Source organism: Planomonospora alba (genome assembly GCF_039534085.1).
Lineage (GTDB): Bacteria > Actinomycetota > Actinomycetes > Streptosporangiales > Streptosporangiaceae > Planomonospora_B > Planomonospora_B alba.
Genome location: NZ_BAAAUT010000020.1, coordinates 16,728 through 33,960, shown reverse-complemented (window position 1 = coordinate 33,960; position 17,233 = coordinate 16,728). Strand labels below are relative to the sequence as shown.

Sequence of the window (17,233 nt, the reverse complement as noted above, 5' to 3'; positions counted from 1 at the left end):
CGAGCGTACTCGCCGTGCCGGGCCCGGCACGCCCCCGGCGCCCGTGACCCGCCGAGGACCCGCGGGGAACCGGCCGTGACCTGCGGGAGCCTCCGCGGGGCGCCGTCAGCCGCCGGACGTGCAGGGGCGGTTGCGCAGTTCCTTGACGTAGTCGTCGGGGGCGCCGGCCTTCTCGGCGGCGTCGGCGAGGAGGCCGAGGTAGCGGGCCGAGGGCAGGCCGCCCTCGTAGCCGTCGAGCACGTAGAACCAGGCCACGACCTCGCCGTCCAGGGTCTGCACGCGCAGCCGCACCTTGTGGTAGAGGCCCCGGGTGGCGCCCTCCCACTGGTCGAGGGCCGTCTCGTCCCACTCGGGCACGTCGTAGAGCACGACGAAGACCTGCTCGGCGGCGTCCTCGACGATGGTCGCGAGCGCGCCCTCCGGGCCCTGCCCGGCCCCGCCGAAGGTCAGGCGCCAGCCGGGAAGCCAGCCCGACCCCCGGATGGGCGAGTGCGGGGCCCGCTGGGCCATCTGGCCGGGGTCCATGTTGCTGCCGTAGGCGGCGTAGACAGGCACGGTGCCAAAGCCTAATCCATGATCGCCCGCAGGCCCGTCGCGCCGCGTCATGTCGCGGATTTCCTTCGGAACGGCGGGGCTTTCCGGTCTTCCGGCGGGGGACCCGCGCGGCGGTTGGTCCGGGGATGCGGGAGAATGGGGTAGTGACAAGGATCGTGATCATCGGTGGCGGGCCCGGCGGATACGAGGCGGCTCTGGTGGCGGCGCAGCTCGGGGCGCAGGTCACCGTGGTGGAGAAGGACGGTCCCGGCGGGGCCTGCGTGCTCACCGACTGCGTGCCCTCCAAGACCCTGATCGCGACCTCCGTGCGCAAGCAGGCGCTGCTCGACGCCGCCGCGCTCGGCGTGCACTACAGCGGCGGCCCGGACGGCGACGTGGGCACCCCCGTGGCCGACATGCCGCTGGTCAACCGCCGGGTGAAGGAGCTGGCCCAGGCGCAGTCCGCCGACATCGCGGCGCGGCTGGCCGCCGAGGGCGTCGAGGTGGTGCGGGCGCCGGGGCGGCTGGTGGACCCCCAGGTGGTGCGGGCGGGCGACCGGACGATCCGGGCCGACGTGGTCATCGTGGCGACCGGCGCGACCCCGCGCATCCTGCCGACCGCGGAGCCCGACGGCGAGCGCATCCTCACCTGGCGGCAGATGTACGACCTGCGGGAGCTGCCCGAGCACCTCATCGTGGTCGGTTCCGGCGTGACCGGCGCGGAGTTCGCCGGCGCCTACCGCTCGCTCGGCTCCGAGGTGACGCTCGTCTCCTCGCGCGACCGGATGATGCCGAACGAGGACGCCGACGCCGCCGAGGTCCTGGAGGAGGTCTACCGGCGCCGCGGGATGAACGTCATGGGCCGCTCCCGCGCCGAGTCGGTCAAGCGCACCGCCGACGGCGTGGTCGTCACCCTGGAGGACGGCCGGACCGCCGAGGGCAGCCACTGCCTGATGACGGTCGGCATGGTCCCCAACACCGCCGGGATCGGCCTGCAGGAGGCCGGGGTCACCCTCGACCGGGGCGGCTTCATCCAGGTGGACAAGGTCTCCCGCACCTCCGCGCCCGGCGTCTACGCGGCAGGCGACTGCACCGGGGTGCTGATGCTCGCCTCGGTCGCCGCCATGCAGGGCCGGATCGCGGTCTGGCACGCCCTCGGCGAGGCCGTACAGCCGCTCCGGCTGGCCACCGTGGCCTCCAACATCTTCACCGACCCGGAGATCGCCGCGGTCGGCGTCGCGCAGAAGGCGATCGAGTCCGGGGAGATCGACGCCAACGTGGTCAAGCTCCCGCTCGCCACCAACGCGCGGGCGAAGATGCAGGGCTTCCACGACGGCTTCGTGAAGCTGTTCTGCCGCCCGCACACCGGCATCGTCCTCGGCGGCGTCGTGGTCGCGCCGCGCGCCTCGGAGCTGATCCTGGCGGTCTCGGTGGCGGTGCAGCAGCGGCTCACCGTGGACCAGCTGGCCCACACCTTCGCGGTCTACCCGTCGCTGTCGGGCTCCATCACCGAGGCGGCGCGGCGTCTCATGCAGCCGATGACGCCCGGCGGCATCTGAGGCGGCCGGCCCGGCCGGCGGGAGGGCGGGCCCCGGCTCGTCCTCCACCGGTCATTCCCTCCCGCTCCCCATCCTTCCCTATAGGATGACCTTGATCGATTCCTTCGGGGAATGAGGCGGTCTTCGGGAGGGGCGAGGTGCCGCAGCAGCCGTACTCCGTCCAGCAGGTGGCCGACCTGCTGGGCCTGCACGTCAAGACGGTCCGCAACTACGTCAGGGACGGCCGGCTCAAGGCCGTCCGCATCGGCAAGCAGTACCGGATCGCGCGGGAGGACCTGGAGGCGTTCACCGGCCGCCCGGTGGAGCCGCCCGCCCGCGAGACCGCCGGGCGCCGCCGCCGCGTCGAGTTCTCCGGCATCGTCCAGGTCGACGCGATCGGCCCCGAGGAGGTGAACCGGCTCGCCACCATGCTCTCGACCGCCGTCACCAGCCGTCCCCGCTCGGACCGGGCCATGCACGTGCAGACGGTCTACGACGAGGAGCGGGCCGTCCTGAAGGTCGTCGTGATGGGCGATCCGGAGGGCGGCGCCGAGCTGCTGCGGGTCGTCGCCGCGCTGGCGGGTGAAGGGCTCTGACCGGCGCCCGCGGTGCGGCGGGCGGCGGCCGGGCCGCCGCCGGACCGCGCCCGCGCGGGGAGGAGCCCGGCGGGCGGGGGGCTCCCGGAGGCCGTCCCCCGGTCAGCCGTGCCGGCGGCCCCGCGGGCCGATACGCCTAGCGGACCCGGCCGCGCAGCCGTCCCAGGGCGTTCCTGCCGTCCTGCACGGCCCGCGCCACGACGTGCAGCTCCTGCTCCCGCCGGGCCATGACCAGGGCGTTCCTGGCGGCCTCGTAGGCGTCGACGGCCTGCCGCCAGTCGTGGTCGGCGGTCATGCCGGTGCGCCCGCTGATCTGGAACTCGTGGTCGAGCCGGGCGATCTCTTCGCCGAGCAGGGTGATGTCCTCCTCGGCACCCCGGCGCATCAGGGCGAATCGGGCCTCGCGCCTGCTCCGCCGCTGCGCGCTGACACCCCAGGCCACCACGGTGGCGGCCAGGCCCACCGCGCTGATCACGACCATGACGAGCCCGACGGACAGGCCGCCGCCCCCGTCCGGGGCCAGGACCGCCGGCTCCCCGTCGCCGGAGACCTCCGGCAGGAGCGCGGTCGGCAGGGCCGTCGGCAGGGCGGTCGGCAGGGCGGTCGGCAGGGCGGTCGGCAGGCCGCCGACGCCGGTCGGGGTGCCCTTCGCGCCCGACAGGTCGGCGTCGTCGGCCATGGTGAAGGAGGCGCCCTCGACCGTCGCCCCGGTGAAGTCCGCCCCGGCCAGCTCGGCCAGGGTGAACTCGGCCTCGGTCAGGTCGGCCCCGGCGAAGACGGCGTTGCGCAGGTTGGCCTGGGTGAAGGCGGCCTCGCGGACCTTGGCCCGGGTGAAGTCGGCCTTGCGGGCCTTGAGCTGGCCGGGGGTGCTCTCCGACAGGTCGGCCCCGACCAGCTTGGCGCCGGTGAACTCCACCTGGGTCAGCACGGCCCGGTTCAGCCTGGCCCCGCTCAGGTCCGCGTGCGGGAACTCGGCCTGCCCCGCCTCGGCGTCGGCGAGGACCGCCTCGCGCAGGTCGGCGTGGTCGAAGTGGGCCTGCCCGAGGTCGGCCTCCCTCAGGTTCGCGCCGCGCAGGTCGGCGTACTTCAGGACGGCCTGGGTGAGGTTGGCCTCCTTGAGCGAGGCGTCGCGCAGGACCGCCCCGGTCAGGTCCTCCTGCACCAGGTCGAGGCCGTCGAGCTTGGCCCCGGTCAGGTCGGCGCAGCGCAGGCTCTCCGGCAGGCGCGCCCCCTGGGTGAAGTCCCTGCCGCGCAGGTTCGGGCCCTCGCTGGGGCGGCACGGCCCGGCCGCGGCGAGGGCGGGTGAGGTCGCCGTCCCCGCCGCGGCGAGCAGGGCGGCGAGGAGCACGGAGAGGGAACGACGCACGGGAGCCTCCAGTTCACTGACAGCCCCGAGCGTGCCGCGCGCCGATTGCAGGCCGCTGGACGGCCGCTTGATCCCGGCCGTCGCGTCCCGCCTCAGCGCGGCACCCTGGCCACCGCGTACCCTCCCGGGGGCAGCAGCAGGTTACCGGGGATCTCCTGCTCCAGGCTGCCGTGGTTGATGGCGAAGACCCACTCGCCGCGCCGTACGGACTCCACGGGGGTCTCGGGGCCCAGGCCGAGCAGGCGGGCGTAGGCGTCGTCGGGCAGGCGGGTGGAGACGTAGACGGCGGTGCCGCGGCGGGTGACCGCGGGGGTGCCGTCGGGGTAGCGGGCCAGGGCCTCGGCCCCGGCCAGGTGGACGTGCTCGGTCCACAGGGTCGCGCGGTCCCCGGTGTCCAGCGTGACCGGCTCGCCGATCGGGAGGAACTCCTCGACCCGGACGCCGAGCAGGTCGCGCAGCGCGCCGGGGTAGCCGCCGGTCCGGACGCGGGCGTGCTCGTCGGCGATCCCGCTGAGGAAGGAGACCACCAGGCGGCCGCCGCGCTCGGCGTGCCCGCGCAGGTTGGCGGCCGCCTCGTCGGAGGTCAGGTAGAGGCTCGGGACGATCACCAGGTCGTAGGCCGACAGGTCAGCGGTGGGGTGGACGAAGTCCGCGGTGACGCCGTGCCGGTAGAGCACCCGGTGCGCCTGCCGTACGGCCTCCAGGTAGGGGACCTCGGTGGAGGGGAGGCCGGGTGAGCCGAGGGCCCAGCCCGACTCGGGGTCGAAGACGATCGCGGCGGTCGCCTCGACGGGCTCGCGGCAGGCCTCGGCCAGGGCGGGCAGCAGCGCACCGAGGTCGCGGATCTCCTGGAAGATCCGCGAGTCCGGGCCGGCGTGCGGGACCATCCCGCCGTGCCAGAGCTCGGCGCCGCCGCGCGAGGCGCGCCACTGGAAGAACATCGCCCCGTGCGAGCCGCGCGCGATGTGCGACAGGCTCAGCCGGGTGATCTCCCCCGGCCTCTTGGCGGCCATCCGGGGCCCGGTGTAGGTCACCACGGCCTGCTCCATCAGCAGCCAGGGCCGCCCGCCTGCCCAGCCGCGGGCCAGGTCGGCGGCCAAGGCCGTCTCCTCCGGCGGGTTCTGCGACGGGTAGTGGTCGATCGCGACCAGGTCCACCTCCTTCGCCCAGTCCCACTGGTTCACCGGGACCCAGTCGCCGAAGACGAAGTTCGTGGTGACCGGGACGTCCGGGGTCAGCTCCCGCAGCACCGCCTTCTGCTCGCGGAAGTGCGCGAGCATCTCGTCGGACAGGAACCGGCGGAAGTCGAGGGTCTGGGAGGGGTTGGGCAGGTACTGGGTGGCGCGGGGCGGCATGACCTGCTCCCAGGCCGAGTAGAGCTGGCTCCAGAACGCGCCGGTCCAGGCGTCGTTGAGCGCCTCCAGCGTGCCGTACCGCTCGCGCAGCCACGCCCGGAAGGCGGCGGCGACGTGGTCGCAGTGGCACCAGGTGCCGTACTCGTTGTGCACGTGCCACATGGCCAGCGCCGGGTGGCCGGCGTAGCGCTCGGCGAGCGCGCGGGCGATGCGGACCGAGGCGGCGCGGTAGGCGGGGGCGGCCACGCAGTAGGTGTCGCGGCTGCCGTGGGTCAGCCGGGCGCCGTCCGCGGTGACGGTCAGCGCGTCGGGGTGGGCGAGGGAGAACCAGGGCGGCGGGGAGGCGGTGGGAGTGGCCAGGTTCACCTTGACCCCGCCGGAGTGGAGCAGGTCCATGACCCGGTCCAGCCAGCCGAAGTCGTGGACGCCCTCGGCGGGCTCCAGGCGCGACCAGGAGAACACGCCGAGGCTGACCAGGGTGACCCCGGCCCGCCGCATCAGGGCGACGTCCTCTTCCCACACTGTCTCCGGCCACTGCTCGGGGTTGTAGTCGCCGCCGTAGCACAGGCCGCCGAGCTTTTCGGTCCAGTCCACTCTGGATCCTTTGTTCGGATGGAATCTAAACTAATTATCCATGGATCACGGAGTCGCCTCAACCGGCGCCACAGGGGACTGGGAACGCGCGCTCATCACCGGCAACGGCCGCCAGGGCGCCCTGGTGTACGGCGGGCCGGGAGAGCTGCGGGTGACGCTCTCCCACGAGCGCCTGTTCCTGCCCGTCACCGAGCCCCTGCCGCCCCCGCACACCGCCCCCGTCCTGCCGGAGCTGCGCGAGCTGCTGCTGGCGGGCAGGGGGCGGGAGGCCGCGGAGCGGGTGGTCGAGCTGGCCGCCGCCGAGCATCCCGGTTACGCGGAGACCCGCTGGATCGACCCGCTGGTCCCCGCCGCCGACCTGGTGCTGGCCACCGGAGCGCCGGGCGCGACCCGCCGGAGCTGCGACTTCGCCACCGGCCTGGTGACGCAGGAGCGCGGGGCGCTCCGGCAGGAGGTGTTCGCCTCCCGCCCCGCCGACGTGGTGGTCGTCCGCCACCGCGGGGGCGGCGGACTGCTCCGGCTCCTGCCGCCGTCCGGCGAGCCGCCGGTCCCCGTCCGCTTCACCTCCGCCGCCGCCCCGGGGCGCCTGGTCCTGAGCGCGGACCTGCCCGAGTGCCGGCCCGGCGCGGTCACCGGCTACACGGTCGAGTGCCGGGTGGTCGGCCCGGCGCGGCCGGTCTCCGGCGGCCTGGTGGTCGGCGACGAGGTGCTCCTGCTGGTCCGCACCGTGGTGCACGGGGTCGGGCCGGCCGGGCGGGAGCCGTACCCGCTGGAGGGGGTCCCGGCGGACTTCGAGCGGCTGCTGGCCGAGCACGCGGCCGAGCACGGCGGGCTGATGGCCCGCTCGCGGATCCGGCTCCCGGACGACGCGCGGGTGGAGCGGCTGTTCGCCGCGGGGCGGTACGCGGCGGTCTCCGGAACCGGGGAGCTGCCGCCCACCCTGCAGGGGGTGTGGAGCGGCACCTACGACCCGCCGTGGAGCAGCGGCTTCACCCTGGACGGGAACCTGGCCTCGGCGGTGGCGGGCTTCGCGCCCACCGGGACGCCGGAGCTGGTGCTACCCGTCTTCGACCTGGCCGAGAGCATGCTGGAGGACTTCCGGGTGAACGCGCGCCGGCTGTACGGCTGCCGCGGCATCCTCGCCCCGGCGCACCTGTCCACGCACGGCCTGCACAACCACTTCGGTCCGGTCTGGTGCCTGACCTTCTGGACGGCCGGGGCGGGCTGGCTGGCCCGGCTCTACCACGACCACTACGCGCACACCGGCGACCTGGCCTTCCTGCGCGAGCGGGCGCTGCCGTTCATGACCGAGGCGGCCCTGTTCTACGAGGACTTCCTGACCGAGGGCGGCTTCGTGCCGTCCTACTCGCCGGAGAACACCCCCGCCGGCGGCGACTCCCAGGCGTGCGTCAACGCGACCATGGACGTCGCGGTCGCCCGGGACCTGCTGCGCAACCTGGTCCGGGCCTGCGAGCGGCTGGGCCTCGACGCGGACCGGTGGTGGCGGCTGCTGGATCGGCTGCCGCCGTACCGGATCGCGCCGACCGGGGAGCTGGCCGAGTGGATCGGCCCGCTGGGCGCGGCCGGCGGTACGGCGGGCGGGGCGGCGGCGGGACCGGCCCGGGCGGCGGGCGGCCCGGGCGGGGACGCGGTGGCGGCGGCGGGGCCGGCCGACAACCACGCCCACCGGCACGCCTCCCACCTGTACCCGTTCTGGTACGAGCGGGACCCGGCCTTCGACGACCCCCGGCTGGCCGAGGCCGCGGCGCTGGCGGTCCGGCGGCGGCTGGCCTGGTGGCGCGGGGCGGACAGCGACGAGATGGCCTTCGGCCTGGTCCAGCTCGGGCTGGCGGCGGCCTCGCTGGGCATGGCGGCCGAGGCGTACGAGGCGCTGACGCTGCTGGCCACCCGCTACTGGCGCGAGGAGAACCTGGTCTCGACCCACAACCGGGACGCGATCTTCAACGTGGACGTCTGCGGCGGGCTGCCCGCGCTGGTGGCGGCGATGCTGGTCCGCTCCTCGCTGCCCGGCGCCGGCTACGGGCGGGTGGACCTGCTGCCCGCGCTCCCGGCGGAGTGGGCCTGCGGCGAGGCGCGCGGCCTGGTCGTGCGCGGCGGGACGGTCGAGCACCTGTCCTGGCGGCCGGGGCGGGTGGAGGCGGTGGTGCGGGCGTGGGCTCCGCTCCTGGTCACCTGCGGCATCCAGAGCGCCCGGGTGCTCCCGGGCGAGTCCCTCCCATTGACGTTTGTTGGTTTGGACGCAAAACTAATTCAGGAACTGGAAGCCTGAAGCGCTGGAGCCCCCATGCCCTACCGTCCCCCTTTGATCGCGCATGAGTACTTCGTCGCGGACCCGCCGGAGCTGCCCGTCCGCTCGCGCGGCGAGGGCGGGCTCTCGGCGCTGACCGCGGCGGAGCTGGTGGCGGCGGACGAGGCCGGAGTGGTCCTGAAGGGGACGACCTCGGCCGAGGAGACCCTGGTGGCCTGTGTGGGCGTGGCGGGCGAGGGGGTGATCCGGGTGCGGCTCGGCGAGGACGCCGACGCGCGCACCCGCTCGGCCCGCGCGACCACCATGGTCACGCCGGGCGCCTTCGCCGGGGCGCGGGTGGAGGCGGGCGACGGCACGGTCGTGATCGACGCCGGCCCGCTCCGCGCCGAGATCACCCTGTCCCCCTGGCACCTGCGGTTCACCGACGCCTCCGGGGCCACCCTGCTGGAGCAGGACCGCGGCCACGTCGACATCAGCGGCCGGCTCCGCACCCTGCCGTTCGGCCGCTCCACGGCCGGCGGCGGGGTGGCCGGCTACCACGAGAGCTTCGCCGCCCCCGCCGACGAGGCGTTCACCGGCTTCGGCGAGTCGTTCACCCCGCTGGACAAGCGCGGCCAGCGGCCGGTGATGTGGAACTTCGACGCCTTCGGCGCCGAGTCCCAGCGGGCCTACAAGAACGTGCCGTTCTACATCTCCAGCCGGGGCTACGGCGTGCTGGTCGACAGCGGCATGCCGGTGGAGTTCGACGTCTGCCAGTCCACGCACAGCTGCGTGCAGATCGTCGTCCCCGACGACCTGATCGACTACTACGTGATCGCCGGGCCGACCCCGCCGCAGATCCTCGACCGCTTCGACCGGCTCACCTGCCGCCCGCAGCTCCCGCCGAAGTGGGCCTTCGGCACCTGGATCTCCTCCGGCTTCTTCGTCGACACCCAGGAGCGGGTGATGAACCGCGCCCGGACGATCCGCGAGCGCGGCATCCCCTGCGACGTGCTCCACCTGGACACCTACTGGCAGACCGACGGCCACTGGTCCGACCTGCGGTGGGACCCCGCCAACTTCCCCGACCCGGCCGGCATGCTCGCCGAGCTCGCGGAGATGGGCTTCAAGGTCTGCCTCTGGATGAACCCGTACATCTCCCACCGGAGCCCGGCCTTCGCCGAGGCCGCCGCCGACGGCTACTTCCTGAAGAGGCCCGACGGCGAGGTCTACGTCGCCGACTCCTGGCACGGCTCCTACCCGGAGTGCGGCATCGTCGACTTCACGAACCCCGAGGCCGCCGAGTGGTTCCGCGGGCTGCTGCGCCCGCTGCTCGCGCAGGGCGTGCAGGTCTTCAAGACCGACTTCGCCGAGGGCGTGCCGCACGACGCGGTCGCCGCCAACGGCATGACCGGCACCGAGCTGCACAACGTCTACACGCTGCTCTTCAACGACCTGGTCTCCGAGGTGACGCGCGAGGCCACCGGGCACGGCATGGTCTGGGCGCGCTCGTCATTCCTCGGCGGGCAGCGGCACGCCGCCCAGTGGAGCGGCGACACCTACACCAGCTACCCCGCGATGGGCAGCACCCTGCGCGGCGGGCTGGCGCACGGCCTGTCCGGCATCCCGTTCTGGAGCCACGACGCCGGCGGCTTCACCGGCCGCCCCACCGACGACCTGTACGTGCGCTGGACGCAGTTCGGCGCGCTGTCCCCGCTGCTGCGCCTGCACGGCACCACCAGCCGGGAACCGTGGGAGTTCCCCGAGGTCGAGGCGGAGGCCGTGGCGGCGCTGCGGCTGCGCTACCGGCTCATGCCGTACATCTACACCGCCGCGGTCGAGGCCGCGCGGACCGGGGCGCCGATGATGCGGGCGCTGTGCGTCGACCACCCGGACGACCCGGTCGCCTGGCAGGCCGACCTGGAGTACCTGCTCGGCCGCGACCTGCTCGTGGCCCCGATGACCTCACCCGACGGCGTCCGGAAGGTCTACCTGCCGGCCGGGGAGTGGGTGGACCACTGGACGGGCGAGACGCTCGCCGGCGGGCGGTACGTCACGGTCTCCGCGCCGCTCGCGCGCATCCCCCTGTTCGTACGGCGCGGCGCGCTCATCCCCGTCCTGGCCGACCCCGGCCAGACCGTCGGCGACGGGCCGTTCGGGGAGATCACGCTGGTCGGCTACGGCACGGAGACGGGGACCGCCGTGATCAGCGACGTGGACGGCGACACCACGGTGACCGTGGACGACGGCGGGATCCGGGTGGACGGCCCGGCCCGGATCACGGGCGTCGAGCGGGCCGGGGCCGCCTGAGCAGCCCGGGCGCCGGGCGGGCCGGGGCCGCCCGAGCCGGCCCGGCCACCGGGCGGGTCGGGGCCGCCCGCACGTCACCACCTTAAAGGAGAGAACATGTTCAAGGTGAGAACCGGTGCGGCGGCACTGGCCGCGGCGGCCGCGCTGGCCGTGCTGGCGGCCTGCGGGAGCGGCGGGGAGGAGCCCGGCGGCTCCGCCTCCTCCTCCGGCCCCCGGACGCTGAAGCTCTGGCACTACGAGAGCGCCGACGGCGCGATGGGCAAGGCCTGGGCCGAGGCGATCAAGCAGTTCGAGGCCGCGCACCCCGGGGTGAAGGTCCAGTTCGAGGAGAAGGCGTTCGAGCAGATCCGCCAGTCGGCGGGCATGATCCTCAACTCGGACGAGGCCCCCGACGTGATGGAGTACAACAAGGGCAACGCCACCGCCGGCCTGCTGTCCAAGCAGGGCCTGCTGACCGACCTGTCCGAGGAGGTGGCGAAGCGGGGCTGGGACAAGCTGCTCAGCCCCTCGCTGCAGACCACCGCCAAGTACGACGACCGGGGCGTCATGGGCTCCGGCAGGTGGTTCGGCGTGCCGAACTACGCCGAGTACGTGATGGTCTACTACAACAAGGACCTGTTCGAAAAGCACGAGGTCGAGGTGCCGACCACGTTCGAGCAGTTCACCGCGGCCATGGACGCCTTCGTCAAGGCAGGGGTGACCCCGCTGGCGGTCGGCGGCGCCGAGTACCCGGCGCAGCAGATCTTCTACCAGCTCGCCCTGGGCAAGGCGCAGCGGCCGTGGGTCGACGCCTTCCAGCTCTACAAGGGCGAGGTCGACTTCCACGGGCCGGAGTTCACCCACGCGGCCCAGACGATGGCCGACTGGGTGAAGAAGGGCTACGTCGCCAAGGACTCCGCCGCCATCAAGGCCGAGGACATGGGCACCTCCTTCATCTCCGGCGACTACCCGATGGTGGTCACCGGTTCGTGGTGGTTCGGCCGGTTCGTCACCGACATCAAGGACTTCGAGTGGGGCACGTTCCTGTGGCCCGGAAACACCCTGCACGCCGGCTCCAGCGGGAACATCTGGGTGGTCCCGGAGAACGCCAAGAACAAGGACCTCGCCTACGACTTCATCGACATCACGATGAAGAAGGAGATCCAGAACCTGCTCGGCAACTCCGGCGGCATCCCGGTGGCGGCCGACCCCGCGGCGATCACCGACCCGAAGAGCAAGGAACTGATCGAGAACTTCAACGAGCTCTCGGCCGCCGACGGGCTGGCGTTCTACCCGGACTGGCCCGCGCCGGGCTACTACGACGTGCTGGTGTCCGGGGTGCAGAGCCTCATCAACGGTTCCAAGACGCCCGCCCAGGTGCTCGACGAGCTCGCCGGGCCGTACGAGGAGAACCTCGCCGACATCGGCGGCTGACCGCGCCGGCGGGCCCGGCGGCCGTACGGCGGCCCCGCGGCGGCACGGCTTCCGGGTGGCACGGCTTCCGCGGCGCGCCCCCGCCTGACCCGGGGCGCGCCGGCGGGCCGCGCCCGGGCCCGCCGGGACCCCGCCCCGGACGGGCCCGGCCCCGGGCGGACCCGGACCGGCCCGGACCGGGCGGGACGAGAGGGAGAGACCATGGCAGTGCACGCTCCGGCCGTCCGGCCGGAGGAACCGGAGAAGACGGCGCGGGCGCCGGGGCGCTCCCGCGGGCGGCGCGGCGGCGGCTACTGGGTGTTCCTGCTGCCCAGCGCGGTGCTGTTCACCGCGGTGATCGCGGTGCCGTTCCTGATGAACCTCGGGATCTCCTTCACCCGGTGGTCGGGGATCGGCGACCCGAGATGGCTCGGGCTCGACAACTACGCGCGGCTGGCGGCCGACGAGCGGTTCTGGGCGTCGTTCCGGAACAACGTGGCGCTGATCGTGGCGATGGCGATCGTGCCCACGGTCATCGGGCTGGTCCTGGCGGCGACCCTCTTCGACTACGTGGGCAAGAGGTTCGGCCCCCGCACGGCGAGCGTGCTGCGGGCCGCCTACTACCTGCCGCAGGTGCTGCCCGTCGCGGTCGCCGGCATCGTCTGGGGCTGGATCATGCACCCCCGCTACGGCGTGCTCAACGCGTTCCTGGCGCTGTTCGGGATGGAGCCGCGCAGCTGGCTCGGCGACCCGGACTGGGCGCTGCCCAGCGTGATGGTGATCATGGTCTGGTTCCAGATCGGCTATCCGGTGGTCGTCTTCATGGCGGGCCTGCAGCGGGTGGACCCGGCGCTGTACGAGGCCGCGGAGACGGACGGGGCCTCGTGGTGGCGGCGGCTGTGGCACATCACGATCCCGCAGATCCGCCCGGAGATCTACGTCGTCCTGCTGACCTGCACGATCGCCGCGCTCAAGGTCTTCGGGCCGATCTTCGTGCTGACCCGGGGCGGACCCGGCGGGGCCACGCTCGTGCCGTCGTACTTCAGCTACCAGAACTTCTTCGAGAAGGCCAACGTCGGGTACGGCGCGGCGATCGCCACCGTGCTCACCCTCGTGATCATCGTGATCACGGTGTTCTTCCTGCGGATCCAGGACGACGAGGAGCGGGAGCCGTGACCCGCCGCCCGCACCCGCGCCCGCCCCGGGGCGCGGCCCGCCGCCCGCGCCCGCCGCGCCCGAGGAGCGTCCGATGATCCGCAAGTACTCGGTCCTGGTCTCGCTGGCCGTGCTGGCCGTCGTGATGCTGGTGCCGTTCGGCGTCGTCACCCTCAACGCGGTGCGCTCGGCGGAGGACTACTCGGCCAACGGCCCGCTGAGCCTGCCGGACGGCCCGACCATCGACGGCATCGTCGCGTTCTGGGAGCGGGTCGACTTCGGCCAGAAGCTCTGGAACAGCCTGCTGATCAGCGGCTCGGTGGCGGTGCTCGCGGTCGTGCTCTCGGTGCTGAACGCCTACGCGCTCGGCATCGGCCGGGTCCGCGGCCGCACGTGGATCCTGGTGCTGTTCCTGGTGGCCAACACGCTGCCGCAGGAGGCGCTGGTCTACCCGCTGTACTACCTGTCCAAGGAGGCCGGGCTCTACGACACGCGGCTCAGCGTGATCATCATCTTCACGGTGATCCAGAGCGCGTTCGGCACCTACCTGCTCTCCTCGGTGCTCGGCCGGTTCCCGCGCGAAATCCTGGAGGCCGCCGCGCTCGACGGGGCCGGGAAGTGGCGGGCGCTGTGGCGGGTCGTGGTCCCGGTCAGCCGGCCCACCCTCTCCGTGCTGCTGATCTTCTTCTTCATCTGGACCTGGAACGAGTTCTTCCTCCCCCTGGTCTTCCTGATCTCCAACGAGAACCAGACCGTCCCCGTCGCGCTGGGCGTGCTCCAGGGCGACAAGATGATGGACGCCACCATGTCGAGCGCCTCGGCGCTGCTCGGCATCCTCCCGGCCGTCGTCTTCTTCCTCATCTTCCAGCGGACCCTGACCCGCGGCGTGACCGTGGGCGCGATCAAGTAGGGGCCGTCCGGGCGCCTTCTGAAGGTCACCGTCCGCCGCTCGGGGGCGGACGGTCCCCGCCGTCCCGCCGGAACCAGCGCTCGACCACCTGACCTGGAGGCGCAGTTGTCCTTCCGCACGTTCCCGCGCACACCCGTGCGCGCGCTCCCGCCCGCGGCGCCACGCGCGTCCTCGCGCACGCCGCACCGCACGCCGCCGTCCGGGCCGCCGTCCGGGTCGGCGCGCTCCCCGTCGTCCGGGGCGGTCCGCAGGCGCCTGCGCGGGCCGGCCGCGGCCGCCGCGGCGCTCGCCCTGGCCCTCGGGCTCGGCGCGGCCCCGGCGCACGCGGCCCCCGAGTACCCCTTCCGCGACCCCGCGCTCCCGCTCCGGCAGCGCGTCGACGACCTGCTCGGCCGGCTGACCCTGGCGGAGAAGGTCTCCTGGCTCCACCAGTACCAGCCCGCGGTCGAACGGCTGGGCATCGGCCCGTTCAAGACCGGTACCGAGGCGCTGCACGGCGTCGCCTGGTCCACCGACGTCGACGACGGCGGCGACGTCGTCACCGCGAAGGGCACGGTCTTCCCGCAGGCCGTCGGCCTGGCCAGCACCTGGAACCCCGAGCTGGTGAAGAAGGTCGGCGAGGCCGTCGGCACCGAGGCCCGCGGCTACCACGCCGAGAACCCGCGCGTGTGGGGCCTGCAGCTGTGGGCGCCCGTGGTCAACCTGCTGCGCGATCCGCGCTGGGGCCGCAACGAGGAGGGCTACTCCGAGGACCCGCTGCTCACCGGCGCCGTCTCCACCGCCTACGGCCGCGGCATCCAGGGCGACGACCCCGACCACCTGAGGGCCGCCCCGGTGCTCAAGCACTTCATGGCCAACAACAACGAGGTCCGCCGGGACACCACCAACTCCAGCCTCCGGCCCCGGGTCATGCACGAGTACGAGTTCCCGGCGTTCCGGGCCGCGCTGGAGAGCGACGCCGCCACCGGCGTGATGACCTCCTACAACCTCGTCAACGGCCGCCCCGCCACGGTCACCGACCTGAACTCCACCGTGCGGACGTGGACGGAGCGCACGCTGTTCAACGTCTCCGACGCCGGCGGCCCGAACAACCTGACCGGCTCGCAGAAGTACTTCGCCACCCAGGCCGAGGCCGCCGCCGCGCTGGTCAGGGCGGGCGTGGACAGCTTCACCGCCGACAACACCGACGGCCGCCCGACCGTCGCCTCGGTCGAGGCGGCCCTGGCGCAGGGGCTGCTCACCGAGGCCGACATCGACCGGGCGGTGGGCAACATCCTCAGCGTGCGGTTCCGGCTCGGCGAGTTCGACCCGGGCGGCGGGCCGTACGGGAAGATCACCAAGGACGCGGTGGACAGCCCCGGGCACCGGAAGCTGAACCGGCGGGCCGCCACCGAGGCCGCGGTGCTGCTGAAGAACTCCGGCGGGGCCCTCCCGCTGGACCCCGGCGAGAAGGTCGCGGTCATCGGCCCGCTCGCCGACACCCTCTACACCGACTGGTACTCCGGCGCGCTGCCGTACCGGGTGACCCCGCTCGACGGGATCAGGGAGCGGGGCGCGGTCGCCGGCGCGACCGAGGGCGTCGACCGGATCGCGCTCAAGGCGGGCGGGATGTATCTGACCGCCGGGACCGGCGCGGGCGCCGACCTGAGGCTCTCGGCGACCAGCCCGGGCGCGACCGAGCAGTTCGACGTCTTCGACTGGGGAGGGGGCGTCGTGACGCTGCGCAGTGTCGCCAACGGCAAGTACGTCAGCCGCGCCAACTGGTCCACCCTCGTCAACGACAAGGACCAGCCCGGCGGCTGGTTCGTCCAGGAGCAGTTCAAGCTGGAGGCCCAGGCCGACGGGAGCGTGCTGCTGCGCTACGCCGGCTACGAGACCGCCGAGCCGTGGTTCGGCCCGGACGTCTACGTGCGCGCCGCCGACGACGGCACGCTCTCCCTGACCACCGCCGAGAATGCCACCCCCTTCACCAGGGAGGTCGTGCGCAGCGGCGTCGACGAGGCGGTCGCGGCGGCGAAGAACGCCGAGACCGCGGTGGTCGTGGTCGGCAGCATGCCGTTCATCAACGGCCGCGAGGTCCACGACCGCGCCGACCTGGACCTCGCCGAGGGCCAGCAGAAGCTGGTCGAGGCCGTGCACGCGGCCAACCCGAACACGGTGGTGGTCCTGGAGAACAGCTACCCGACCACCATCGACCGCCTGCAGGGAGCAGTCCCGGCGATCCTGTGGACCACCCACGCGGGCGCGGAGACCGGCCACGCCCTGGCCGACATCCTGTACGGCGACGCCAACCCGGCCGGGCGCCTCACCCAGACCTGGCCGCGCTCGGGCACGGAGCTGCCGGACATCCTCGACTACGACATCATCAAGACCCGCTCGACCTACCTGTACTCGCGGGAAAGGCCGCTGTACGCCTTCGGGCACGGCCTGAGCTACACCACCTTCGGCTACCAGGGGCTGAAGGCCCGGCGGAACGGCGACGGCTTCGAGGTGGGCGTCAAGGTGACCAACACCGGATCGCGCGCCGGCGACGAGGTCGTGCAGCTCTACACCCACCAGCGCTCCTCGCGGGTGGAGCAGCCGGTCAGGCAGCTGCGCGGCTTCGAGCGGGTGCACCTGGCGCCGGGTGAGACGAAGACGGTGACGTTCACGCTGAGGACCGCCGACCTGGCGCTGTGGGACGTGACCCGGGGGCGGTTCGCGGTGGAGGAGTCGGCCCACGACGTGCTCGTCGGCTCCGCCTCGGACCGGATCCGGCAGCGGACCGTGATCCGGGTGGACGGGGAGCGCATCCCCGCCCGCGACCTGTCCCGGGTGACCCGGGCCGCCGACTTCGACGACCACTCGGGGGCGGAGCTGGTCGACGAGACCAAGGCGAGCGGGGACGCGGTCGCGCTCTCCGCCGGGGAGTGGATCTCCTTCGCCGACGCCGGCCTCGGCCGGGGGGTGAGCGGGGTGAGGCTGGGCGTCGCCGCGAGCGGGGCCGCCTCGGTGGAGGTCCGCACGGGCTCGCCGACCGGCAGGCTGCTGGGCACGGTCCCGGTAGCCGCCACCGGCGGCGCCTACCGGTGGGCCGAGGTCTCCGCCCCGCTGGCGCGGGCCTCCGGTCGGCAGGACGTCTACCTGGTGGCCGGGGGCGATGTACGGATCAAGGACCTCGTCCTGGCCCGCTGACCCGTGCCCGTGCCCGTGCCCGTGCCCGTGCCCGTGCCCGTGCCCGTGCCCGTGCCCGTGC

General features: G+C 73.7%; 11 protein-coding genes. 8 read left to right on the top strand and 3 right to left on the bottom strand.

Annotation, left to right across the window (positions count from 1 at the left end; translation table 11 throughout):
• Positions 1-105: 105 nt before the first annotated feature.
• Positions 106-555 carry a gamma-glutamylcyclotransferase family protein gene (locus ABD823_RS14025; protein ID WP_344859539.1) on the bottom strand — a complete coding sequence of 150 codons (450 nt, stop codon included), beginning with the start codon at positions 553-555 and terminating at the stop codon, positions 106-108.
• A 143-nt stretch (positions 556-698) separates the two neighbouring features.
• On the opposite strand from ABD823_RS14025, the gene ABD823_RS14020 reads away from it, so the two are divergent.
• Both ABD823_RS14020 and ABD823_RS14015 read left to right on the top strand, forming a co-directional pair.
• Entirely contained in the window at positions 699-2,093 is a 1,395-nt protein-coding gene (locus tag ABD823_RS14020; RefSeq protein ID WP_344859537.1) for an NAD(P)H-quinone dehydrogenase, read from the top strand.
• 137 nt (positions 2,094-2,230) lie between these two features.
• Positions 2,231-2,668 (top strand): helix-turn-helix domain-containing protein, encoded by a 438-nt coding sequence (locus ABD823_RS14015; protein WP_344859534.1) that lies wholly within the window; start codon positions 2,231-2,233, stop codon positions 2,666-2,668.
• Positions 2,669-2,804: 136 nt separating this feature from the next.
• On the opposite strand, the gene ABD823_RS14010 is transcribed toward ABD823_RS14015, so the two are convergent.
• Both ABD823_RS14010 and ABD823_RS14005 read right to left on the bottom strand, forming a co-directional pair.
• Positions 2,805-4,034 (bottom strand): pentapeptide repeat-containing protein, encoded by a 1,230-nt coding sequence (locus tag ABD823_RS14010; RefSeq protein WP_344859532.1) that lies wholly within the window; start codon positions 4,032-4,034, stop codon positions 2,805-2,807.
• A gap of 92 nt (positions 4,035-4,126) precedes the next feature.
• Positions 4,127-5,983 (bottom strand): beta-galactosidase, encoded by a 1,857-nt coding sequence (locus ABD823_RS14005; protein ID WP_344859530.1) that lies wholly within the window; start codon positions 5,981-5,983, stop codon positions 4,127-4,129.
• Positions 5,984-6,023: 40 nt separating this feature from the next.
• Between ABD823_RS14005 and ABD823_RS14000 the strand changes: the two genes are divergently transcribed.
• From ABD823_RS14000 to ABD823_RS13975, 6 genes are all read left to right on the top strand, one after another.
• A complete protein-coding gene (locus tag ABD823_RS14000) occupies positions 6,024-8,273 on the top strand; it encodes a glycosyl hydrolase family 95 catalytic domain-containing protein (protein ID WP_344859528.1) in 2,250 nt (749 codons plus the stop codon).
• A gap of 33 nt (positions 8,274-8,306) precedes the next feature.
• Positions 8,307-10,541 (top strand): TIM-barrel domain-containing protein, encoded by a 2,235-nt coding sequence (locus ABD823_RS13995; RefSeq protein ID WP_344859526.1) that lies wholly within the window; start codon positions 8,307-8,309, stop codon positions 10,539-10,541.
• 96 nt (positions 10,542-10,637) lie between these two features.
• Positions 10,638-11,954, top strand: coding sequence for an ABC transporter substrate-binding protein (locus ABD823_RS13990; RefSeq protein WP_344859524.1), 1,317 nt, complete (start codon positions 10,638-10,640; stop codon positions 11,952-11,954).
• Positions 11,955-12,155: 201 nt separating this feature from the next.
• Complete coding sequence (locus ABD823_RS13985; protein ID WP_344859522.1) at positions 12,156-13,109, top strand: carbohydrate ABC transporter permease; 954 nt, start codon at positions 12,156-12,158, stop codon at positions 13,107-13,109.
• A 73-nt stretch (positions 13,110-13,182) separates the two neighbouring features.
• Entirely contained in the window at positions 13,183-13,998 is an 816-nt protein-coding gene (locus ABD823_RS13980) for a carbohydrate ABC transporter permease (RefSeq protein ID WP_344859520.1), read from the top strand.
• Positions 13,999-14,103: 105 nt separating this feature from the next.
• Complete coding sequence (locus ABD823_RS13975) at positions 14,104-17,172, top strand: glycoside hydrolase family 3 C-terminal domain-containing protein (protein WP_344859518.1); 3,069 nt, start codon at positions 14,104-14,106, stop codon at positions 17,170-17,172.
• The last annotated feature ends 61 nt before the right edge of the window (positions 17,173-17,233 follow it).